The 21,640-nt window shown below is 64.2% G+C and carries 17 protein-coding genes and 1 pseudogene; 15 read left to right on the forward strand and 3 right to left on the reverse strand.

Annotated elements, in window-relative coordinates:
* Positions 1–9: 9 nt before the first annotated feature.
* The 4 genes from M1E01_RS11025 to M1E01_RS11040 are packed head-to-tail and all read left to right on the forward strand — an operon-like array spanning position 10 to position 4,611.
* Positions 10–1,392, forward strand: a complete 1,383-nt coding sequence (locus tag M1E01_RS11025) for an MFS transporter (RefSeq protein ID WP_457971654.1) — start codon at positions 10–12, stop codon at positions 1,390–1,392.
* Positions 1,389–1,727 carry a nuclear transport factor 2 family protein gene (locus tag M1E01_RS11030; protein WP_457971655.1) on the forward strand — a complete coding sequence of 113 codons (339 nt, stop codon included), beginning with the start codon at positions 1,389–1,391 and terminating at the stop codon, positions 1,725–1,727. The genes M1E01_RS11025 and M1E01_RS11030 overlap by 4 nt, the downstream gene beginning before the upstream one ends.
* Before the next feature lie 26 nt (positions 1,728–1,753).
* Positions 1,754–3,022, forward strand: coding sequence for a CaiB/BaiF CoA transferase family protein (locus M1E01_RS11035; protein WP_457971656.1), 1,269 nt, complete (start codon positions 1,754–1,756; stop codon positions 3,020–3,022).
* Positions 3,019–4,611, forward strand: a complete 1,593-nt coding sequence (locus M1E01_RS11040; RefSeq protein WP_457971657.1) for a carboxyl transferase domain-containing protein — start codon at positions 3,019–3,021, stop codon at positions 4,609–4,611. Before M1E01_RS11035 ends, M1E01_RS11040 begins: the two co-directional genes overlap by 4 nt.
* 588 nt (positions 4,612–5,199) lie before the next feature.
* Here the strand turns inward: M1E01_RS11040 and M1E01_RS11045 are convergent.
* Entirely contained in the window at positions 5,200–5,805 is a 606-nt protein-coding gene (locus tag M1E01_RS11045; RefSeq protein WP_457971658.1) for a TetR/AcrR family transcriptional regulator, read from the reverse strand.
* Positions 5,806–5,945: 140 nt separating this feature from the next.
* On the opposite strand from M1E01_RS11045, the gene M1E01_RS11050 reads away from it, so the two are divergent.
* The 5 genes and pseudogenes from M1E01_RS11050 (at position 5,946) to M1E01_RS11070 (ending at position 11,053) form a co-directional block, all read left to right on the forward strand.
* A complete protein-coding gene (locus M1E01_RS11050) occupies positions 5,946–7,448 on the forward strand; it encodes an APC family permease (RefSeq protein ID WP_457971659.1) in 1,503 nt (500 codons plus the stop codon).
* 3 nt (positions 7,449–7,451) lie between these two features.
* Positions 7,452–7,784, forward strand: coding sequence for a cupin domain-containing protein (locus tag M1E01_RS11055; RefSeq protein WP_457971660.1), 333 nt, complete (start codon positions 7,452–7,454; stop codon positions 7,782–7,784).
* Positions 7,785–7,801: 17 nt separating this feature from the next.
* Positions 7,802–9,148: a flavin monoamine oxidase family protein gene (locus M1E01_RS11060; protein ID WP_457971661.1), complete on the forward strand. Its 1,347-nt coding sequence runs from the start codon at positions 7,802–7,804 to the stop codon at positions 9,146–9,148.
* Positions 9,149–9,240: 92 nt separating this feature from the next.
* Positions 9,241–9,525, forward strand: a pseudogene (locus tag M1E01_RS11065) (aldehyde dehydrogenase family protein); the annotation flags it as partial.
* Between the two features lie 118 nt (positions 9,526–9,643).
* Positions 9,644–11,053, forward strand: coding sequence for an aldehyde dehydrogenase family protein (locus tag M1E01_RS11070; RefSeq protein WP_457971662.1), 1,410 nt, complete (start codon positions 9,644–9,646; stop codon positions 11,051–11,053).
* 320 nt (positions 11,054–11,373) lie between these two features.
* On the opposite strand, the gene M1E01_RS11075 is transcribed toward M1E01_RS11070, so the two are convergent.
* Together M1E01_RS11075 and M1E01_RS11080 are read right to left on the reverse strand one after the other, a co-directional pair.
* Positions 11,374–12,759 carry an MFS transporter gene (locus M1E01_RS11075; RefSeq protein WP_457971663.1) on the reverse strand — a complete coding sequence of 462 codons (1,386 nt, stop codon included), beginning with the start codon at positions 12,757–12,759 and terminating at the stop codon, positions 11,374–11,376.
* Positions 12,760–12,924: 165 nt separating this feature from the next.
* Positions 12,925–14,907: an FAD-binding monooxygenase gene (locus tag M1E01_RS11080; RefSeq protein WP_457971664.1), complete on the reverse strand. Its 1,983-nt coding sequence runs from the start codon at positions 14,905–14,907 to the stop codon at positions 12,925–12,927.
* A gap of 222 nt (positions 14,908–15,129) precedes the next feature.
* Between M1E01_RS11080 and M1E01_RS11085 the strand changes: the two genes are divergently transcribed.
* The 6 genes from M1E01_RS11085 to M1E01_RS11110 all read left to right on the forward strand — a co-directional run bounded on the left by M1E01_RS11085 (position 15,130) and on the right by M1E01_RS11110 (position 21,611).
* Positions 15,130–16,593: a fumarylacetoacetate hydrolase family protein gene (locus M1E01_RS11085; RefSeq protein ID WP_457971665.1), complete on the forward strand. Its 1,464-nt coding sequence runs from the start codon at positions 15,130–15,132 to the stop codon at positions 16,591–16,593.
* Positions 16,586–17,266 (forward strand): GntR family transcriptional regulator, encoded by a 681-nt coding sequence (locus M1E01_RS11090; RefSeq protein ID WP_457971666.1) that lies wholly within the window; start codon positions 16,586–16,588, stop codon positions 17,264–17,266. Before M1E01_RS11085 ends, M1E01_RS11090 begins: the two co-directional genes overlap by 8 nt.
* 28 nt (positions 17,267–17,294) lie before the next feature.
* Positions 17,295–18,836, forward strand: coding sequence for a 5-carboxymethyl-2-hydroxymuconate semialdehyde dehydrogenase (hpaE, locus tag M1E01_RS11095; RefSeq protein ID WP_457971667.1), 1,542 nt, complete (start codon positions 17,295–17,297; stop codon positions 18,834–18,836).
* 33 nt (positions 18,837–18,869) lie between these two features.
* Complete coding sequence (hpaD, locus tag M1E01_RS11100) at positions 18,870–19,949, forward strand: 3,4-dihydroxyphenylacetate 2,3-dioxygenase (protein ID WP_457971668.1); 1,080 nt, start codon at positions 18,870–18,872, stop codon at positions 19,947–19,949.
* Positions 19,950–20,037: 88 nt separating this feature from the next.
* The gene (hpaH, locus tag M1E01_RS11105; RefSeq protein WP_457971669.1) at positions 20,038–20,823 is read left to right on the forward strand and encodes a 2-oxo-hept-4-ene-1,7-dioate hydratase; all 786 of its coding nucleotides are present in this window, start codon (positions 20,038–20,040) and stop codon (positions 20,821–20,823) included.
* The gene (locus M1E01_RS11110; protein WP_457971670.1) at positions 20,808–21,611 is read left to right on the forward strand and encodes an HpcH/HpaI aldolase family protein; all 804 of its coding nucleotides are present in this window, start codon (positions 20,808–20,810) and stop codon (positions 21,609–21,611) included. Before hpaH ends, M1E01_RS11110 begins: the two co-directional genes overlap by 16 nt.
* Positions 21,612–21,640 lie beyond the last annotated feature (29 nt).

Raw genomic sequence — 21,640 nt, forward strand, 5'->3', positions numbered from 1 at the left:
GTCCTGAAAATGACCTCAACCCACAACACAAGCGTCCAGCCAGGAAGCGGTGATCTTCCTTCAGCTCTGTACAAGAAGCTGGCATGGCGAATACTGCCGCTCGCGTCAATCTGCTACGCGGTGGCCATCATCGACCGTGTAAACATCGGCTTCGCCAAGCTGGAGATGAGCGCAGACATTGGACTTTCTGCTGCAGCATATGGTTTGGGCGCCGGAATCTTCTTCCTGGCCTACGTCCTTTTTGAAGTCCCGAGCAATATGATCCTCGAACGCGTGGGGGCGAAAATGTGGATCGCCCGCATCATGGTGACTTGGGGCATCGTCACCATAGCCACGGGTTTCGTTCAAACTACCGAACAGTTCTACGGAGCCAGGATCCTTCTCGGAATCGCGGAGGCCGGCTTCTACCCTGGAATGGTCTATTTCCTCTCCCTGTGGTTCCCACGCAAGCGCCTTGCCCAGGCCCTGGCCCTACTGGTGATCGCAGGACCGATCGGAAGCGTGTTCGTCGGCCCGCTCTCGGGCTGGATCATGTCCGGTTTCGCCGGGGTGGCCGACCTCGCAGGATGGCAGTGGCTCTTCATCATCCAAGGTATTCCGGCAGTGCTCTTGGGTATCGTTTTCTACTTCGCAGTCTCCAGCACCCCCAAGGATGCCGCCTGGCTCAGTGGCAGCGAGAAGGCAGCCATCGTTGCCGGCCTGGGTAGCGGGGCTCCGCGAGAGAAGGCTTCCAAGCAGTTCAAGAAGGCCGTTTCCAACAAGCGCGTCTGGATCCTGGGCTTTGTTCTTGCGTCGAACTACATCGGTATCTACGCAGTCGTTTTCTGGGTTCCTACGATCCTGAAGAATACCGGTGTCACAGACGTAGTAGCCATCGGCTATCTGTCCTCCATACCCTTTGCCGTTGCAGTCGTTGCCACCATCGCTCTGGGCATCTACTGTGACCGCACCCAGGCCCACCGGCGGATACTCGTGGCCGGCATGGTCATCGCCGCAGCAGGGTTGGTGGCCAGCGTTGCCATCAGCGACCAGCTGGCCCCCACGCTCATCGGCATCTCGGTGGCCTGCGCCCTCTTCACCGCCACCGGGCCGATCATTTGGGCCATCACCAACCTTCAACTCAAGGGGATGGCGGCAGCCGCTGCAGGCATTGCTCTGATCAACACCGTGGGTTCAATGGGCTCTTTCCTTGGGCCTTATGTCATGGGACTCGGCCAAGAATGGACCGGCAGCGTCATCGCTCCGCTCCTCTTCATCGCCGGTGTTTCCATCGTCGGCGCGCTGGTCGGCGCGTCCATTACGCGGACACGCAGCGTCCAGGAGCAGGGAAACACTCACGAGGGACCGCGCTCGGGCGATCCCTCGCCCATCACGACGGGAGCCGACAATTGAGCGAGCTCAGCGGGACCGTTCGAAAGGTGATGGAGGCATATAACAACGGTGATCCTGAACCTCTCGTCGCTACGTTCAGGGAAGACGTTCAGTACATCATCGTGGATCTCGGCAAGACGTTCCGCGGGCTGGAGGAAGTAACGGCTTTGGCCCGCCAAGGCGCCGGGCAAACCAGATTCCATCTTCACGACATTATCTGCCACGGAACCTTAGTCTCCTTCACTTACGACCACGACAACCCAATGGCAGAAATCGCCTACCGCGGTCCTGGCCTGGCTGTCCAGAACTATGACGACGACGGCAGACTGATTGCCCAATGGGCGTACCGCGAATGACCCGCCATAAGGAGGATCGGGAGGCAATGAGGCCAAGCAACCACGACCAGACATCCGGGCCTCTCCAAGACTTCTTGGTGGTGGATCTGAGCCGCGCCCTGGCAGGACCGCACGCCGGCATGATGCTGGCCGACCTCGGCGCGCGGGTCATCAAGGTGGAAAGCCCGGGCACGGGAGACGACACGCGCGGCTGGGGGCCGCCGTTCGTCGGCCCCGAGGATGATCCCCAGGCCACATATTTCCTGTCGTGCAACCGCAACAAGGAATCCATCGCACTGGATCTGAAGAGCGATGACGGCCGCACGGTGTTGCGCGAGCTGCTGGAGCGGGCGGACGTGGTGATCGAGAACTTCCGGCCCGGGGTCCTGGACCGGCTCGGTTTCTCGGCTGCTGAGATGCACGCGCTGAACCCTTCGCTCGTGGTCCTGTCCATCACCGGCTTCGGGCACGACGGCCCCGAGTCCCGGCGCAGCGGCTACGACCAGATCCTGCAGGGCGAGGCCGGGCTGATGTCCCTGACCGGTTCCGGTCCCGATGACCCGCAGCGGGTGGGCGTGCCCATCGCGGACCTGCTCTCCGGTATGTACGGGGCGTTCGGCACGCTCGCTGCACTGCTGCAGCGCGAGCGGACAGGCCAGGGCCAGATCGTGCGGACCTCACTCCTCGCGGCGCTGATCGGGGTCCACGCCTTCCAGGGCACCCGGGCCACCGTCGCCGGCGAGGTCCCGAAGGCCCAGGGCAACCACCACCCGTCCATCGCGCCCTACGGCCTGTTCCACTGCCGGCAGGGCCGTGTGCAGATCAGCGTGGGCAGCGAGAAGCTCTGGGCTGCTTTCGCCTCGGCCTTCGGCATCGATGCCAACCGGCCGGAATTCGCCTCCAACGCCGACCGGGTGCGGAACCGGGAGAAAGTCATCGAAGAGGTGGAACGCGTCTTCGCCGATTACGAGGCGGAAGCGCTGCTCACGAAACTGAACGAGGCCGGAATCCCGGCAGGCAAGGTCCGCACCCTGGACGAGGTCTACGAATGGGAACAGGTCCACTCACAGGGCCTGGTGATCGACGTCGACCACAAACTCCTCGGCAACGTCAGCCTGCCGGGCCCGCCGCTGCGCTTCTTCACCGCCGCGGACACCGCGGAAACCACCCTCAAAAGCCACACCGCCCCGCCACTGCTGGACCAGGACGGAGCACAGATCCGGCAATGGCTCGGCCTGGTTCCCGCCGACGCCGCAGCCTCCGCGGGGGTTTCAGCCACTGCCGGAGCCGCAGCTTCTACCAGGGAGGGCCGGTGAGCACCCTGACGCAGCAGAAGCCCCGGCACCTGGATGCCACCGAACTCATCACCGCCGTGCTCGATCCCGGCTCCTACAAGAGCTGGGACACCCCTGTCGTGGATCCGGACCCGGGCCCCGAGTACCGGCAGGAACTGGCCGCCGCCCGCGAGAAGACCGGCGTGGACGAATCCGTCCTGACCGGTGAAGGGCTCATCCGCGGCCGGCGGGTAGCCGTCATCGTCAGCGAATTCCGTTTCCTGGCCGGCTCCATCGGGCTCGCCGCAGCCGAGCGGATCGTGAACGCCGTCGAACGCGCAACCAGGGAGGGCCTGCCCCTCCTGGCGGGACCGGCCTCGGGCGGCACCCGCATGCAGGAAGGCACCATCGCGTTCCTCTCCATGGTGAAGATCAGCGCGGCGGTCCGGGCCCACCGGCAGGCCGGACTGCCCTACCTCGTCTACCTGCGCCACCCCACCACCGGAGGGGTCATGGCCTCCTGGGGCTCCCTGGGGCACATCACCGTCGCCGAGCCCGGCGCCCTCCTCGGATTCCTGGGTCCGCGGGTGTATGAGGCGCTGCATGGCTCGGCCTTTCCCGAGAACGTCCAGGTCGCCGAAAACCTCTTTGACAAGGGACTCGTGGACGCGGTGGTCCCGCCCTGGCAGCTGTCCGACGTCGTGGACCGCGCCCTGAGCATCCTGGTCGCCGGACCGCACCCTCAGGTCCGTCCACCAAGGACGCTGTCCGTGAAGCCGTCCGACGCCGGCGCCTGGGAATCCATCAAAATCTCCCGTAACCCGCGCCGCCCGGACCTCCGGCAACTGCTGGCGTACGGAGCCCGTGACGTGCTTCCCCTCAACGGCACGGGCCAGGGGGAAAAGGATCCCGGTCTGCTCCTGGCGCTGGCCCGCTTCGGACAGAAGTCCTGCGTGGTGATCGGCCACACCCGGCCGCGGCCCTCCCAGCAGACGGCGATGGGTCCGGCCTCGCTCCGTGAGGCACGCCGCGGCATGCGCCTGGCCGAGGAGCTCGGCCTTCCCCTGGTGACGGTGATCGACACCGGCGGTGCGGCCCTGTCAAAGGAGGCCGAGGAGGGCGGGCTTGCCGGGGAAATTGCCCGCTCACTCCATGATCTGATCGGCCTGAGCTCGCCCACGGTGTCGGTGCTGCTGGGCCAGGGCACCGGAGGCGGCGCCCTGGCGCTGTTCCCGGCGGACCGCACCATCGCCGCCCAGCACGGCTGGCTGTCCCCGCTGCCGCCCGAGGGAGCAAGCGCCATCGTCCACCGCAGCACCGACTTCGCCCCGGCCATGTCCGAGGCGCAGGGCGTCAACGTCGCCTCGCTCTACGCCCAGGGCATGGTGGAACACATCGTGGACGAGCGCCCCGACGCGGCCCTCGAAGGCCGGGCGTTTTGCCAGCGGATGGGACAGGCCATCGAATACGAACTCGCTGCGCTTTCAGCGTCCGGAGTGGCAGAGCTGCTACCACAGAGGCTCGCAAAATACCACCGCCTGGGTACCCTCACCGAGTCCGATCCTGTCGCCTCCCGCCAACGGCGTGTATTCGAAGAGCTCGCCCGCCCCGCGCGGATCGCTACTCCCTAGTGATCTTGGCCTGCTTTCTCGTCGGGCTGGGGGCGACGAGCCTTCCCGAACGTGACGGGCGTGCGTGGCGCGCAGGAGTACGAGGAGTCATTCGACAGGGAGCGACAAAAGAGAGATGGTCCCTCCTTGCCGAGACTACGGGTCAGCAGGGAAGCGGTCTACCAGTATCTGCGCCAGGCCAAGCCGGAGTGAAACACTTCCCCACCGGTGGAGCAGTCGTGCCATAGCCGGCACCGCTGTAGCCTGACAGAAGGTCCATTATCCGTGATTGAAATATGCCGGGGAGGGGCTTCACCGATTACCCGAGTCGGATACGCGAGGGCCAGTTTTCACTGCAGGTCCTTGCGGCGAATTTGCTTGCGCCAGGGCGGCGGGGGCCGGCGCGTCACGGGTGACAAATAGCAGCCGAACGCGCGGCGGTTTTCTTCCGTGAACCAGCGAAGACCTCTCCCCCAGGATCGCAAAATCCGCGGCGCGAACCGCGACGGTCTCGAAAGCATGGTGCAGGACTTCTGCTGTCATTGTGAGGAGTCAACTCGTTCCGGAGCTTCCGGCAGGTGGGTTGAACTACCGGTAGCAGCAGTTAAATCAACTGGCTCCGCCAATTTCCTGCATGGGACGTGAAGGGCCGCTGGCGAGATTGGCTTCCAGCAGGCTGCCTATACGCTCGATTGCGGTCTGGACGACGGCGCCGTCTGCCACGGTGAGCTGTTGGAATACCAGACCGTCGAGTGCTGCGAAGACGGCACGTGCCAGCGGCTTTGTATCTGCGTGTCCGTGGCGTGCCAGGGCAAGTTCGAGACCCTCGATGTAGCCCTCATAAAGGGCAACAGCCTCGGCCCGCAGATCCGGCCGGCGCCGCGATTCAAGGACAAACTCGTATTGAAATATCTGAAGTTGCGGTTCGCTGGCCACTAAGGTGACGAGAGCACCTGCGAAATTGCCGTCTATGGTTTCAGCGGCAGACAGGTCGCTAAGCCGGATCGCGCGGGCTGTGGCCCAGGCGACTGCTTCATGCAGTAGCGCGTCCTTGCTGCCGAAATGGTGGCTGATCAGGGTGTTGTTGACCCCGGCCACTTCGGCGACTGCCCGCAACGTGAGGCCACGTAGTCCGCGTTCTGCTACCACCTGCACTGTTGCCGCCAGCAGCGCCTCACGGCCTTTTCCGTATTCGTTGGTTCTCGTCGCCGCCACAAATCGAGTGTAGCCCGCGCGAGACCCGCTTGACAGATGCAACTAAGCAAATGCATAGTTGTTGACTATGTGATGCGGCCCACGCCCCTCCGCTCCCCAAGTCCCACCCCCGTTTCCTCCAGTCTTTGGAAGGCTATGCAATGGCGCATGCGCTCGATGACCCCACCGCCCCGGCCCTGCACCGGACGCTCCGTTGGCAGGATGCCTTCGCCCTGGCGATGGCAGTGTCCGGCGGATTGTTCGTTTCCTTTGGTTTCACCATGGCAGCAATCGGGGCCCTTTCTGCTTTGTTCATTTGGGCTCTGGCCGCAGGCATCGGTTGGGCCCAAAACCACCTCTTTGCAGAAATGGCCTCGATGTTCCCCGATAAGCCCGGCGGCGTTCCTGTCTACGCTCATGAGGCCTGGAAGGAACGGTTTGCCCCTGCCGGCGCCCTTGCCACTTTCGGCTACTGGTTCGGGTGGTCTGCAGTTATTTCGATTGTCAGTCTCACCGCCGGTGCCATTATCGAGGCCCGTTGGCTCCCGGAGGCGGCCTGGTCACTCAATCTCGGTATCGCGCAGATTGGCACCGCCCAGATCATCGGCATCGCCTTGATTTTGGCGCTTATGGTGCCCAACCTCTTTGGCGCACAGCCCGCAGCGTGGGTCAATAAGGTATTCGGTGCGTTGCTGCTGATTCCACTGTTCACCTTTGTCATCGCCCCGCTCGTCAGCGGGCAGTGGGACATCTCCAACCTCACCTGGGGCCTTGGCCAGCCGGGGGCTGACCACTGGGGCGGCTGGCAGGACGCCATCGTCTGGCTCTACCTGGTCGGCTGGACCGCCTATGGCACCGAAATGTGCGCGGCATTCACGCCCGAGTACCGCAGCAACAAAGATGCCCGGCGGGCCCTCTCAACTTCGGGCGGCTACACCTTCCTGATGTTCGCCCTGGTACCGCTGGGTGTCGGCGGGCTGATGACACAGGCTGATGCCGCGGCCGACCCTACCGCCGTCTTCGTTTCCGGCTTCGCGTCCGTCCTCCCCGCCGGGTTCGCCGGGGACGCCGCGCTCCTGATCACCATCGGCGCCCTGCTGATGGGTGTGAATGCCTCCATGGCCGACGGATCGCGGGCACTCTATGGTGCAGCCATCGACGGACTGGTACCCCGCCAGTTCGAAAAACTCAACCGCCACCAGGTGCCCGCACGAGCCATCCTTGCCGCCGTCGTGATGAATGTCCTGCTGATGATCTTCGTATCAAACCCCATCTCCATCCTTGTCGCAGCGAACATGGGCTACCTGCTCGCCATCCTTCTCGCCGTCTCAGGCTTCCTGCTGCTGCGCAACGACCGGCCGGATGCTTCAAGGACCTTCAAGCTCGGCGCCTGGGCTGTGCCCCTTGCCGTGGCGCTGACCATCTATGGCGCTGCCGTTCTGGTCATCGGGGCACTCTCCTCCGAACTGTCCGGATACGGCGGACCGATGGAACTGGCAATCGGTGCGGGCATCCTCCTGCTATCCCTCCTCCTCTACCTCATCAGGCGCCGGTTCCAAGACCGGCTACCGCTCCTAAGGGAACCGCGTTCGCTGGCCACCGAAGCGAATACACCCACCGCCACCCCGGCACCACCCGTCAACACCAAACAAGCAAAGGAATAACCAATGACACAGGTCTTTTTCGCACAGCACGATGACTCCGCTTTCGAGCCCTTCGAGCTCGGTAACGTGCAATGGCTTCGCCGCCCGGGAGACAACGGTAACGAAAAGCTCTCCGCAGGCATCTGGAAAGTCACCCCTGAGGAGGCGCCGGAACCCTTCGACCTGCCCATCCATCAGGACGAAACCATCTTCATCTCCTCGGGCCGCATCCGCATTGAGGTCAAGGACGGCGAAACGTTCGAACTTACCGCCGGGTCAATGGCCTCCCTGTCCCAAGGGGCCATGACCCGCTGGACCGTGCTCGAACCCACAATCGAATACTTCGTCTACAGCTAAACGGGAACAAACACACTATGGAAACTTCTGACGTCCTGATCGTCGGCGCCGGATTCGCCGGCCTCATCGCAGCACGCGAACTCTCCCGCCGCGGCCACAAGACCACGCTGCTGGAAGCCCGGGACCGCATCGCAGGCCGCACCTTCCTCGAGGAACGCATGGGACGCAACCTGGAACTCGGCGGCACCTGGGTGCATTGGACCCAGCCATACGTGTGGGCCGAAATGGGCCGGTACGGCATCAACCCCATACCGGGACCCGAATTCACCAAGGCCTACTGGAATGTAAACGGCCACCGCCATGAAGGGCACGCCGACGACGTACTTGAGCTGCTCGACGCGCCGAACCAGGCTCTGCTGGCCGACGCACGCCGCTACTTCCCCCTGCCCTGGGCACCGCTGACCAACCCAGACGTCGCCGACATCGACGGCATCACGCTCTCGGACGCCATCGATCGGCTGGAACTGCCGGAGAACCGGCACGAACTGCTCCGATCCTTCTGGGCCCTGAACTTCAACGGCAAACTCGACCAAGCGGCATACACCCAGGCACTGCGGTGGTGCGCTGTCGCGACCGGCTCATGGCAAACCATGTTCGAAGCCTGCGCCAGCTTCAAGATCGAAGGTGGCACCAGCAGGCTGGCCGAAGCCATCCTCGCCGATTCCACCGCTGACGTGCGCCTCAACGACGCGGTTGTTTCAATCACACAGGACGACGATGGAGTCACCGCCCGCACGGCCAGCGGCCAAGAGTACAAAGCACGTGAACTCATTCTCGCGCTGCCCCTCTCTGTGCTGAACGACATCGACTTCCAGCCCCCGCTCTCCCCCACCAAACGCGAAGCCGCCGCACGCGGCCAAGCCGGGCGGGGAGCGAAGCTCTGGGTCAAGGTCCAGGGACGGCAGGAAAGATTCGTCGCGTTCGGCCCCGAAGACGCCCCGCTCAATTTCGTGCAGGCCGAATACATTGACGACGACAGCACCACACTCGTGTGTTTCGGCCCCGATGCAGGCGCCGTCCCCGTCGATGACATCGAAGCCGCCCAGCGTATCCTCGACACCCTGGTTCCCGGATTAACGGTCCTTGAGGTTGCAGGACACAACTGGGTGGAGGACCAGCATTCCCGCTCAACCTGGCCCATGCACTACACCGGCTACCTGACCATTTCCCTTCCCGAACTGCAGCGGCCCGAAGGACGAATCCGGCTCGCCGGCTCAGACTTCGCTAACGGCTGGGGCGGGTTCATCGACGGGGCCATCGAAAGCGGACTCAACGCCGCCCGGGCGGTCGGCGAACAGTTGGCTGCCCCGGCAACCGCCAACACCATCACCAACCCGGCGCGACAACCAGTACCGGCCCCATAAAACCAACATTGCAACCTGACTTGAAGGACACGCCACGACCACGGAAATTATCGCTCCATCGGGCCCGGCGAAAAGGCGGGCGAGGCCCCCTCCACGACCTCGAGTTCCTTGAGCAGGCAGTCGCCGCTGCCGTGGCAACCCAGCCCGCGGGCTGCGCTGGGACATGAGGGCCGGGCCGCTGCGCTCCTTAGGGCAGCGGACGCCGTCGAACGTTCCGCCGAAGAACTCGCCCAGCTGCTCTCCCGCGAGCAGGGAAAACCTTGAACGGGCCCAACGCCCGCTGCGAAGTCGGCGCCTGTGCTGCCTGGCTCCGCGCCGCGGCCACCACTCCCCTGGAACCGGAAACCCTGGTCAATGACGGCGAAACGTACGCTGAAACTACACCGCAAAATAACCGGTACTCGTTCGCCTAGTGCCGCTAGCCAAGCTGAGAACCGGGTATCCGCAGAGTCAGAAAAGATCCCCGATCAACTAATTACGCGAAGTGGAGTAATCATGGAAAGCTACCAAGCACTTTTGGCCTCGATCACGGGCGGAACCGGCGAGACGAGGACGATGCTGGACCCGGCGACCGGCGCAGTGGTTGGTGAGGCGCCCGTTCACACCGTGGAGGACTTGGACCGGGCGGTCGCCGCTGCCGCAAACGCCCAGCCGGCATGGGCGGCGCTCGGACATGAAGGCCGCAGCGCAGCGCTGCTCCGGGCGGCCGATGCCGCGGAACGATCCGCAGAGGAGCTGGCGCGGCTGCTTTCCCGTGAACAGGGCAAGCCGCTAAACGGGCTGAACGCCCGCTTCGAAGTCGGTGCCTGTGTCGCCTGGCTGCGCGCTACCGCGGCCACTGTCCTGGAACCGGAGACGGTGGTGGACGATGGCGAAACCCGCGCCGAGCTGTACTACAAGCCCATCGGTGTCGTAGGCGCCATCGGTCCATGGAATTGGCCCATGATGATCACCACCTGGCAAATCGCCCCCGCCCTGCGCATGGGTAACTCTGTGGTGGTCAAACCATCCGAATACACCCCGCTGAGCGTACTGGCCCTGGCAAAGGTGATCAACGAGGAACTGCCCGAAGGCCTCCTGACTGTCATCTCAGGGGGTCGTGACGTCGGGGAACGCCTGGCCGGGCACCCGGCTGTCGGCAAGATCATGTTCACCGGATCCACCGCCACGGGCAAGGCAATCATCAAATCCTCCGCTGACACCGTCAAACGCCTCACCCTGGAACTGGGCGGAAACGACGCCGGCATCGTCCTGCCCGACGCCGACCCCAAAGCCATCGCCGAAGGCCTGTTCTGGGGCGCATTCATTAACACGGGTCAGACCTGTGCAGCCCTCAAACGGCTCTACGTCCACGAGGACATCTACGAAGCGGTCTGTGAAGAACTCGCCACGATCGCTGCAGCGGCGCCCATGGGCAACGGACTCGACGAGACCAGCGTTCTCGGTCCCCTGCAGAACAAGCAGCAGTTCGACATCGTCAACCGGCTGGTTGAATCCGCCAAAGACTCCGGTGCGCGGATCCTCATGGGAGGCAACCCTCCGCAGGATCAGCCCGGCTACTTTTACCCCACCACTCTGGTCGCGGATATCGACAACGACAATCCCCTCGTGGCCGAAGAACAGTTCGGCCCGGCCTTGCCGATCATCCGCTACAGCACAGTCGATGAGGCGGTCGCCATGGCCAACAGTCTCGAGGTCGGGCTGGGAGCCTCAGTCTGGTCATCCGATCCGGCAGCTGCCCGCGAAGTGGCAGCAAGGATCCAGGCCGGCACCGTGTGGATCAACAAACACGGAGCCGTCGACCCACGGGTTCCCTTCGGCGGTGCCAAGCAATCCGGCTACGGACTGGAGTTCGGCGTCGAAGGTCTCAAAGCCCTCGGCGTACCGCAAATCATCAACGGCTGACATCGTTGGATGAATTGAACGACTCAGGTCGGGCCCTCGTGCGTCACGTCACTCTTCCGGCTGGGCTAAGCCCGGGATCGGTGGCTGAGCTTCGCCACCTGTCAGGCTTAAACACACCCCACCCTGACGTAGGTCCTTATTCTGGGCGCAAGGCAGCTTGACGGAAGGCCGGTTATCGACGTTGCGAAATTGGCGGGCGAGTGGGCCGAAAAAGGGGCTTATCGAGGCATCTGGCCAGAGTATTGCCGCATTTATTAGCGGGCTTCCGCCGCGTGGGGCCGGGCACTTCGGCTAGGTCCCGGCTCCACGCGGTCGCGTAATTAATTGGTACGGACAGGCTCATTTGAGGTCTCGGGGGTTCGTCGGTCAAAGACGAGGGCCCCAATTTCCTGTTCGGCCTGGTTTCGGATGGAGAGGTCGATGCCGGAACGGTCCCGTACTAGTGCGACGGCTACCAGGGAGAGAAGGGTCATTCCCGCGAGGTACAGGGAAACGGCGTCGGTTCCGCCGGTGGCGTGGACGAGGGCTGTGGCGATGGTGGGGGCAAAGGCGCCGCCGAGGATCGCACCCAGGGCGTAGGAGATGGAGACGCCGGAGAAGCGCACCGAGGCAGGGAACATTTCCGAGTACAGAGCAGCCTGCTGGCCGTACGACAGTCCCAGACCCACGGTGAAGATGGTCATGGCCAGGTAGAGCATCGGCAAGGACCCTGTGTTGATCATCCAAAATAGCGGGAAGCAGGCCAGAAGCTGGGCGCCGAATCCTATGAAGTAGGTGTTCTTGCGGCCGATCCTGTCCGAGAGGTACCCGGCGAGGTAGGTGAAGACAAGCCAGACGCCGGCGCCGTAAGTGACGGCGAGGAGCACGTCGGTGCGTTCGTGACCGACGGCGGGGCCGGAGGCGTAGCTTGGGATGAAGCCGCCGGTTGCCATGTAGCCTGCGGCGTTGTTGCCTGCGAAAATCACGGCAGCGATGATCACCAGCAGTCCGTGACGGCGGAACAGTTCCACGATCGGTGTTTTGGGCTGTTTTTTCGCTGCGGAGATTTCCTGGAAGACGGGTGATTCGTCCACGGCGCGGCGGACGAAGTAGCCCACGACGATGAGAACGATGCTCAGCAGGAAGGGTATGCGCCATCCCCATTCGAGGAAGGCGGCCCCGGGGGAGATGACGCCGGTCATGAGTGCTGTGACGCCGGTTGCCAGCAGCAGTCCCAGCGGGACGCCGATTTGTGGGAAGGCGCCTGCCCGGCCGCGGCGGTCGTTGGGGGCGTGCTCAACTGCCATCAGGACAGCGCCACCCCATTCGCCGCCGGCGGAGATGCCCTGGAGAATTCGCAGTAGCAGCAGCATGACCGGGGCGATGACACCTGCGGTCGCGTAGGTCGGCAGGATGCCGATCAGCGTGGTTGCGGCGCCCATGAGTACCAGGGTCAGTACGAGCATGGCGCGGCGGCCAATCTTGTCGCCGTAGTGGCCGGCGAGGAAGGCGCCCAGGGGCCGGAAGAGAAAGCTGATGCCGACGGAGGCGAAGGACAGCAGCAGACCGATGGATTCGCCGGCTGGCTGGAAAAACAGCTGGGCGAACACCAGCCCGGCAGCCGTGGCATAGATGAAGAAGTCGTACCATTCAACGGTGGTGCCAATGACGGTAGCGAAGGCAACACGACGTTGGTTCGCCTGCGAACTGTATGTGGACGTGCTCATAATTCTCCAGTTGGTGTGAGCGGATAAAAGCCCCCAAGGGAATCCTGGGGATCGAGGGTTGAGTCAGTGGCGCCTTGTCCGGCGGGACCGGGATGAATGAACTGAACGGCAGTGGTGCAGATGTTGTGCCTGCACCACCGCCGCTCAGGACTCAGGGTGTTAGATCTAAACCGGGACTGATGGCGTGCTGATTGCATCTGCGCTCGGCACACCAGGCAGCCGCGAGGACGGGTGCTTCACCGGGTGCAGGAGAGGTGCAAAGAACGCGCCAAGCTCGGCAGTCGCCGTCAACGGAAGGACGTTGGCAACGTACTGGTCCGGACGGACCACCACCACGACGCCGCCGCGGTCCACGCCGCGCAGGTCGAAGATGTCCGCGCTGGGGTCCGTGCCGTACACCTTCTCGTAGTCCGTCAGTTTGAACGGGCCTACCTGCGGCTTGAAGACTTCGGGGACGGCACCGATATCGACGCTGTGGTGATCCTGCTGGTAAACCACTTTGACGTCGAACCAGGCATCAGGGTCAGCACCTGACGGCGTGGCAGCAAGCGGGGACTCCGGAGATTTGGAAATCCACTCGGCAAACAGTTCCGTGGCCGAGGGGACGCCGTTCCCGGTCGCCGCCCGTCCCTCCAGCGGAACACCGGAATCGGCGAAAACATAAATACGCCAGCGGCCGTCCGCCGTGGCATGGTGACCCAATTGCACGGGATTCGTGTCGGCCACCCGCACCACGGGTGCTGACTTGAAGCGCTTGCCCACAGGGAAACCTGAGGCCAGGGCCGGGTGCTCAGCCGCGCCCACCAGCATCGACGGTGCGTACTGGGTCATGAATCCGGCCGGGAACTCCGCCGTGCTGACGTAAAAGTTCTCTAGCTCTGAGGGGTCTTCAAACTCCTCGGGCTTCTTGGCCATGAGCGTGGACCACTCTTTATCAAAGTCGATCAGGTTCTTCGCGACCACCTGACGCTCTGCCGAGTAGGTCGACAGCAGGCTTTCGGGGCTTCGGCCCTCCAGCACATGGCCCAGTTTCCAGGCGATGTTGAAGCCGTCCTGCATGGAGACGTTCATGCCCTGGCCTGCCTTGGCGCTGTGGGTGTGGCAGGCGTCGCCGGTGATGAACACCCGCGGGGTGCGGGTGCCGCGCTCATGCGGGAGGACGTCGTCGAACCTGTCCGTGAGCCGGTGCCCTACTTCGTAGACGCTGTGCCAGGCAACGTTGCGTACGTCCAGGGTGTAGGGGTGGAGGATTTCGTTGGCCTTGCCGATGATTTCCTCGATGGTGGTGTTGCGGACAGCGCCCTTGTCGTTGGGGTCAACTTCGCCGAGGTCCACGTACATGCGGAAGAGGTGCCCGCCTTCGCGTGGGATCAGCAGGATGCTGCCGCCCTCACCTGACTGGATGGCGCATTTGGTGCGGATGTCCGGAAAGTCGGTGACGGCGAGGGCGTCCATGACGCCCCAGGCGTGGTTGGCGGCGTCGCCGGCGAGGGTGCAGCCGATTGCCTGGCGTACCTTGCTGCGTGCACCGTCGGCGCCTACAACGTACTTGGCCCGGACGATCTTCTCCTGGCCCTCGTTGGGCCCGGAGGTGTGAAGGAGCGTAACGGTAACCGGGTACTCCCCCTCGTCGGCAACCTCGAGTCCCGCGAACTCGTAGCCGTAGTCCGGCGTCATGCGGGTGGGTGCGTTCGCCATGAATTCTGCGAAGTAGTCCAGCACCCTGGCCTGGTTGACGATGAGGTGTGGGAACTCACTGATACCGGCGGGGTCATCCGGGGTCCGAGCGGTGCGGACGATTCGTGAGGGGTCGTTGACGTCCGGCTTCCAGAACGCCATCTCGGTGATCGCGTAGGCCTCGGCGATGATCCGCTCGGCGAAGCCGAAGGCCTGGAAGGTTTCCACGCTGCGGGCCTGGATGCCGTCGGCCTGGCCGATGGCGAGCCGTCCGGGGCGCCGCTCGATGATGCGGGTGGTGACGTTCGGGAACTGCGAGAGTTGTGCGGCGGCGAGCATTCCGGCGGGGCCGGTACCGACGATGAGTACGTCAACTTCGTCCGGGAGCTCGGCGGGCCGGTCGACACCGACGCCGGCGGCGGGCTGGACCCTCGGGTCACCGGATACATAACCGTGGTGGTGGAACTGCACGGGCTTTCCTCACTTCACTGTGGGCTTTGAATCACCGATGGTGTTCTATATTAGAATTTGCGGTTCTATATGCGAAACGCACGACTAGGCAATTACTGTACGGCACATGTGACGGGGGCGACAAGGGCGCGAAAAGTGGCGGCAGATTCCGGGCTTGACGGATTCAGTGAGGCACTTCATAGTTGGTTCGTATACGATTTCGTACTTGATGAGGAGACAGTTTTGGAGCAGGTCAATGGGGACACCTTGGCAGCGGCACGGAAAGTCATCGCTGTGCACATCAACTACCCCAGCCGGGCTGCCCAGCGGGGCCGGACCCCCGCCCAGCCTTCCTACTTCCTCAAGCCTTCGAGTTCCCTCGCCCTGACCGGCAGCAGCGTGGAGCGGCCCGCCGGGTGTGAACTCCTCGGCTATAAAGGCGAGATCGCACTGATCATCGGCAAGGCCGCCCGCAGCATCGGCATCGAGGACGCCTGGAACCATGTAGCTTCCATCACCGCCAGCAATGACCTGGGCGTCTACGACCTGCGCTACGCGGACAAGGGTTCGAACCTCCGGTCCAAGGGCGGGGACGGCTTCACACCCGTGGGCCCGGCACTGATTCCGGCAGACGCCGTCGACCCCGCCAAACTGCGCATCCGCACCTGGCACAACGACGAACTCGTGCAGGACGACACTACGGAGGATCTCCTTTTCCCGTTCGCCCGTCTGGTGGCCGACCTGTCCCAGCTGCTGACCCTCGAAGAGGGCGACATCATCCTCACGGGCACCCCCGCCGGCGCCTCCGTGGCCAAGCCGGGCGACGTGCTTGAGGTGGAAGTTAGCGCCGCTGACGGAAGCCTTACCACCGGTCGCCTTCTCACCACCGTGGAGGAAGGCACGACGCCGTTCGCCGACTTTGGTGCCGGGCCCAAGGTTGATGACCTGCAGCGGGAGGAAGCGTACGGTTCGCGCGAAGCCGCGGGGCTGCCCGCATCCGCACCCGCCCTCTCCCCCGAGTTGAAGGCGAAGCTGGAAAGCGTGGCCACGGCCACCCTGTCGTCCCAGCTGCGGAAGCGCGGCCTTAATAACGTAAGCATTGACGGGCTGCAAGCCACACGCCCCGACCGCCGCGTCGTCGGCCTGGCCCGGACCCTGCGCTATGTGCCCAACCGTGAGGATCTGTTCAAGACCCACGGCGGCGGGTTCAACGCCCAGAAGCGTGCCATCGATTCGGTGAACGAGGGCGAAATCCTGGTCATGGAGGCCCGTGGCGAAAAGGGAACCGGAACGGTGGGTGACATCCTGGCCCTGCGCGCACAGGTGCGCGGTGCGGCTGCCATCATCACCGACGGCGGCGTCCGGGACTTCACCGCCGTGGCGGGCCTGGAGATGCCCACCTACTTCGCCAACCCGCACCCTGCGGTGTTGGGCCGTCGCCACGTCCCGTGGGACACGGACATCACCATCGCCTGCGGCGGCGCCACCGTCCAGCCCGGCGACATCATCATGGCCGACTCCGACGGCATCCTGGTCATCCCGCCGGCCATCGCCGAAGAACTCGTGGATGACTGCATCGCCCAGGAACAGGAAGAAACCTTCATCTTCGAGATGGTCCAGCAGGGTAACAGCGTGGACGGCCTCTACCCCATGAATAAGGAATGGCAGGCCAAATACAAGGAATGGGAAGCAGGCCACAATGACTGAGACAGCGCTGACCGACCTGCCCGAGTTATCCACTCCTGGAAGCAAGTCCGAACAGGCCTACCAAGCGGTCAAGGCACGCATCGTGGAAGGTACCTACACCCCCGGGTACCGCCTGGTCCTCGGCACCATTGCCAAGGACCTCGGTTTCAGCGTGGTTCCCGTCCGGGAAGCCATCCGCCGCCTCGAGGCCGAAGGCCTGGTGAAGTTCGAACGCAACGTCGGCGCCACCGTCGCAGGGATTGATCCCACCGAATACCTCTACACCATGCAGACCCTGAGCATCGTGGAAGGTGCCGCCACTGCCTTGTCCGCTCCCCTGATCGATTCGGTGGCAATTGCCCGGGCCCGCGCAGTGAACAAGGAGATGCGCGAGTGCCTGGACCACTTTGACCCGGTTGGGTTCACCCAGTTGAACCAAGACTTCCATCGCGTGCTGTTCGAGCACTGCCCCAACCCGCACATCCTGGACCTTGTCTACCGCGGCTGGATCCGGCTGGCCTCCCTTCGGTCCTCCACCTTCCGTTTTGTCCCGGGCAGGGCCCGCGCCTCAGTGGAAGAACACGAAGCACTCCTGAAACTGATCGAAACCGGCGCCGATGCGGACACCATCGAAAAAGCAGCCCGCCTCCACCGCTCCGCCACCCTCAACGCTTACCTCGCCCAATCCAACTAGCACCCGAATCACAGTTAGGACCTCAACGATGACGACCGCAGTAGAAACCACCCACCACCACATTCCGGAAAACCTGCCCACGCATCTCCAGCACTTCATCGACGGCAAGTTCGTTGACTCCGTAGGCGGCAAGACCTTCGACGTGCAGGAGCCGGTCACCAACGAGAACTACGCCACGGTCGCCTCAGCCCAGCCGGAAGACGTCGACCTCGCCGTCGCCGCCGCCAAGCGGGCCTTCAAAGAAGGCCCCTGGTCCAAGATGCTGCCCCGCGAACGCTCACGCGTGCTGCACAAAATCGCCGACATCGTCGAATCACGCGACGACGAACTCGCCCTCCTCGAGAGCTACGACTCCGGCCTGCCCATCACCCAGGCCAAGGGACAGGCCCGCCGCGCCGCCGAAAACTTCCGCTTCTTCGCTGACCTCATCGTCGGGCAGGAGGACAACGCCTTCAAGGTGCCCGGTCGCCAGATCAACTACGTGAACCGCAAGCCGATCGGCGTCGCCGCCCTCATCACACCCTGGAACGTCCCGTTTATGCAGGAGTCGTGGAAGCTCGCCCCGGCCATCGCAACGGGCAATACCGTGGTTATGAAGCCGGCCAGCTACACCCCGCTCTCGGCCGTGCTGTGGCCCGAGATCTTCCGCGAAGCAGGCCTGCCCGACGGGGTCTTCAACCTGATCTTTGGATCCGGCGGCGTCGCCGGTGACTACCTCGTCAAGCACCCCGACGTGCCGATCGTCTCTTTCACGGGTGACAGCTCAACCGGTGCCACGATCTCAACCGCGGCCGCCCCCCAGTTCAAGAGCCTCTCGCTCGAGCTCGGTGGCAAGAGCCCGGCCGTCGTCTTCGCCGACGCTGACATCGAGGCCGCCCTCGATGCCACGGTCTTCGGTGTCTTCAGCCTGAACGGTGAGCGTTGCACCGCTGGGTCCCGGGTGCTCGTGCAGCGCGACATCTACGACGACTTCGTAGCCCGGTTCGCCGAGCGCGCGAAGAACATCAAGGTGGGTCTCCCGAGCGATCCTGCAACCGAGGTCGGCTCGCTCGTGCACCCGAACCACTTCGACAAGGTCATGAGCTACATCGAGATCGGCAAGACCGAGGGCCGGCTCCTGGCCGGCGGCGGACGGCCGGAAGGCCTCCCGGAGGGCAACTACGTTGCACCGACCGTGTTCGCCGACGTCGCCCCCGACGCCCGGATCTTCCAGGAGGAAATCTTCGGTCCCGTCGTCGCGATCACCCCCTTTGACACGGACGAAGAGGCCCTCGAGCTCGCGAACAACACCAAATACGGCCTCGCTGCCTATGTCTGGACGACGAGCCTGAAGCGTGCGCACAACTTCGCACACGCTATTGAGGCGGGCATGGTGTGGCTGAACTCGAACAACGTCCGCGACCTGCGCACCCCGTTCGGCGGCGTGAAGGCCTCGGGCCTGGGCCGCGAGGGCGGGTACCGCTCAGTCGACTTCTACACCACCCAGCAATCGGTACAGATCACCCTTAACGAGGCCCACTCCCCGAAGTTCGGCAACGTCGAAGACTCGGCAGCAACCAGCGACAGCTAATCCCCAACAAACTTTCGAAGAAGAGAGACCATCATGACCAACTTCGTTCCCACTCCCACCGTTCCTGCCCCGGATATCGTGCGCTGCGCCTACATGGAGATCGTGGTCACGGACCTCGCCAAATCGCGGGCGTTCTACGTCGATGTCCTGGGCCTGCACGTCACCGAGGAAGATGAAAACACCATCTACCTGCGCTCCCTTGAGGAGTTCATCCACCACAACCTGGTCCTGCGCCAGGGCCCCATCGCCGCCGTGGCAGCGTTCGCCTACCGGGTGAAGTCTCCCGCCGAGGTGGACGCCGCCGAGGCCTATTACAAGGAACTGGGGTGCCGGACCGAGCGCCGCAAGGAAGGCTTCACCAAGGGCATCGGGGACTCCGTCCGCGTCGAGGACCCGCTGGGCTTTCCCTACGAGTTCTTCTACGAGACCGAGCACGTGGAGCGCCTCACCCAGCGCTACGACCTCTATTCCGCCGGTGAGCTGGTGCGCCTGGACCACTTCAACCAGGTCACCCCGGACGTTCCCCGCGGCCGGGCGTACCTCGAGGACCTGGGCTTCCGCGTCTCCGAAGACATCAAGGACTCCGACGGCGTCACGTACGCCGCGTGGATGCACCGCAAGCAGACGGTCCACGACACCGCCCTGACCGGCGGCAACGGCCCGCGCATGCACCACGTCGCGTTCGCCACCCACGAGAAGCACAACATCATCCAGATCTGCGACAAGATGGGCGCCCTGCGCATCAGCGACCGGATCGAGCGCGGCCCCGGCCGGCACGGCGTGTCCAACGCGTTCTACCTCTACATCCTGGACCCGGACGGCCACCGCATCGAGATCTACACCCAGGACTACTACACCGGCGACCCGGACAACCCCACCATCACCTGGGACGTCCACGACAACCAGCGCCGCGACTGGTGGGGCAACCCCGTGGTCCCGTCCTGGTACACCGAGGCCTCCCTGGTCCTGGACCTGGACGGCAACCCCCAACCAGTGATCGAACGCGAGGAAAAGAGCGAAATGGCCGTCACCGTCGGAGCCGACGGCTTCTCCTACACCCGACCCAGCGAAGCAGCCGGGGCTGAGGGCTTCAAGCTCGGCGCGCAGCTCTAGCACTGACCGGGCAGCCGGTTCCGTATCGCAACAGCGGGACCGGCTGCCCTCACAACTGAACGACCTGCACCACCCTGAGGAGCGCATAATGCTGGATGCCAAGACGATTGAGGCCATCACCGACGAACTGGTCGAGGCCGGCCGGACCCGCACCCCCATTCCCCGCTTGACTGCCCGGTATCCGGAGATGACGGTGGAGGACTCCTATGCCGTGCAGCAGTTGTGGCGGCGCCGCAACGAGGACGCCGGCCGGACCCTGGTGGGGCGGAAGATCGGCCTCACGTCCAAGGCCATGCAGGACGCCACCGGCATCACCGAACCGGATTACGGGGCCATCTTCGATGACATGGTGCTGGAAACAGGCTGCTCGGTGGAGTGGGACCAGTACACCCATCCGCGCGTGGAGGTGGAGCTGGCGTTTGTCCTGAAAGAGGGGCTCAAGGGCCCGGGCTGCAGCATCTTCGACGTCCTGAACGCCACGGACTACGTGGTTCCGGCCCTGGAAATCCTCGATTCCCGGATCGAGATGGAGGGCCGGACCATCGTGGACACCATCTCCGACAACGCCGCCATGGGCGCCATGGTGGTGGGCGGCCGCCCGGTGAAGCCGGACGCCGTCGATCTCCGCTGGGTCTCGGCCATCCTCTACAAGAACCAGACCGTGGAGGAAACCGGCGTGGCCGCCGGAGTCCTGGACCACCCGGCCAACGGCGTCCACTGGCTCGCCAACAAGATCGCCTCCCACGGCGACAGCATGAAGGCCGGGGACATCATCCTCGCCGGCTCCTTCACCCGCCCGCTCTGGGTCTACAAAGGCGACACCGTCCACGCCGACTATGGACCCCTGGGGAGTGTCACATGCCGTTTCGTATAGAACACACCTTCCGCGATGCCCTCGCCGCCGCGAACCGTCCGCTGGCCGGGATGTGGGTGTGCTCCGGCAGCCCGCTGATCGCTGAGCTCTGCGCGGGTTCCGGGCTGGACTGGCTCCTGGTGGACGCGGAGCACAGCCCCAACGGGCTCGAATCCATCCTCGCCCAGCTTCAGGCCACCTATGGCTACCCCGTCCACACCCTGGTCCGCCCGCCAGTGAACGACACCGTGGTGATCAAGCAATACCTGGACCTGGGCGTGCAGAACCTGCTCATCCCGATGGTCAATTCGGTAGCCGAAGCGGAGGCTGCAGTGGCCGCCACGCGTTACCCGCCCGAGGGTGTCCGAGGGGTTGGGTCGGCGCTGGCCCGCGCGGCACGGTGGAACCGGGTGCCGGACTACCTGGGGCGGGCCAATGAGACCATCAGCGTCACCGTCCAGATTGAATCGACGGCGGCAGTGGACGCGGTGGAGGACATCGTCAAGGTCGACGGCGTGGACGCCGTCTTCGTCGGCCCCTCCGACCTGGCTGCGTCCATGGGCCTGCTGGGCCAGCAGGACCACCCCGAGGTGCGCGCCGCCGTCGAACACTGCCTGTCCGCGGCCAAGGCGGCCGGCAAGCCGGCCGGCGTGAATGCCTTCAACCCCGATACCGCCCGGCACTACCTGGCTAACGGCGCCACCTTCATTCTGGTCGGCGCCGACGTGGCCCTCCTGGCCCGCGGGTCCGAAGCCCTCGCCGCGCAATACATACAGCCCACTGGCGGCGATACTCCTGCCAGCTACTAGCCCCGGCGGTTGGGCCTGTCGGAACCTCT

The sequence above is a fragment of the Arthrobacter sp. D1-17 genome (assembly GCF_054130535.1).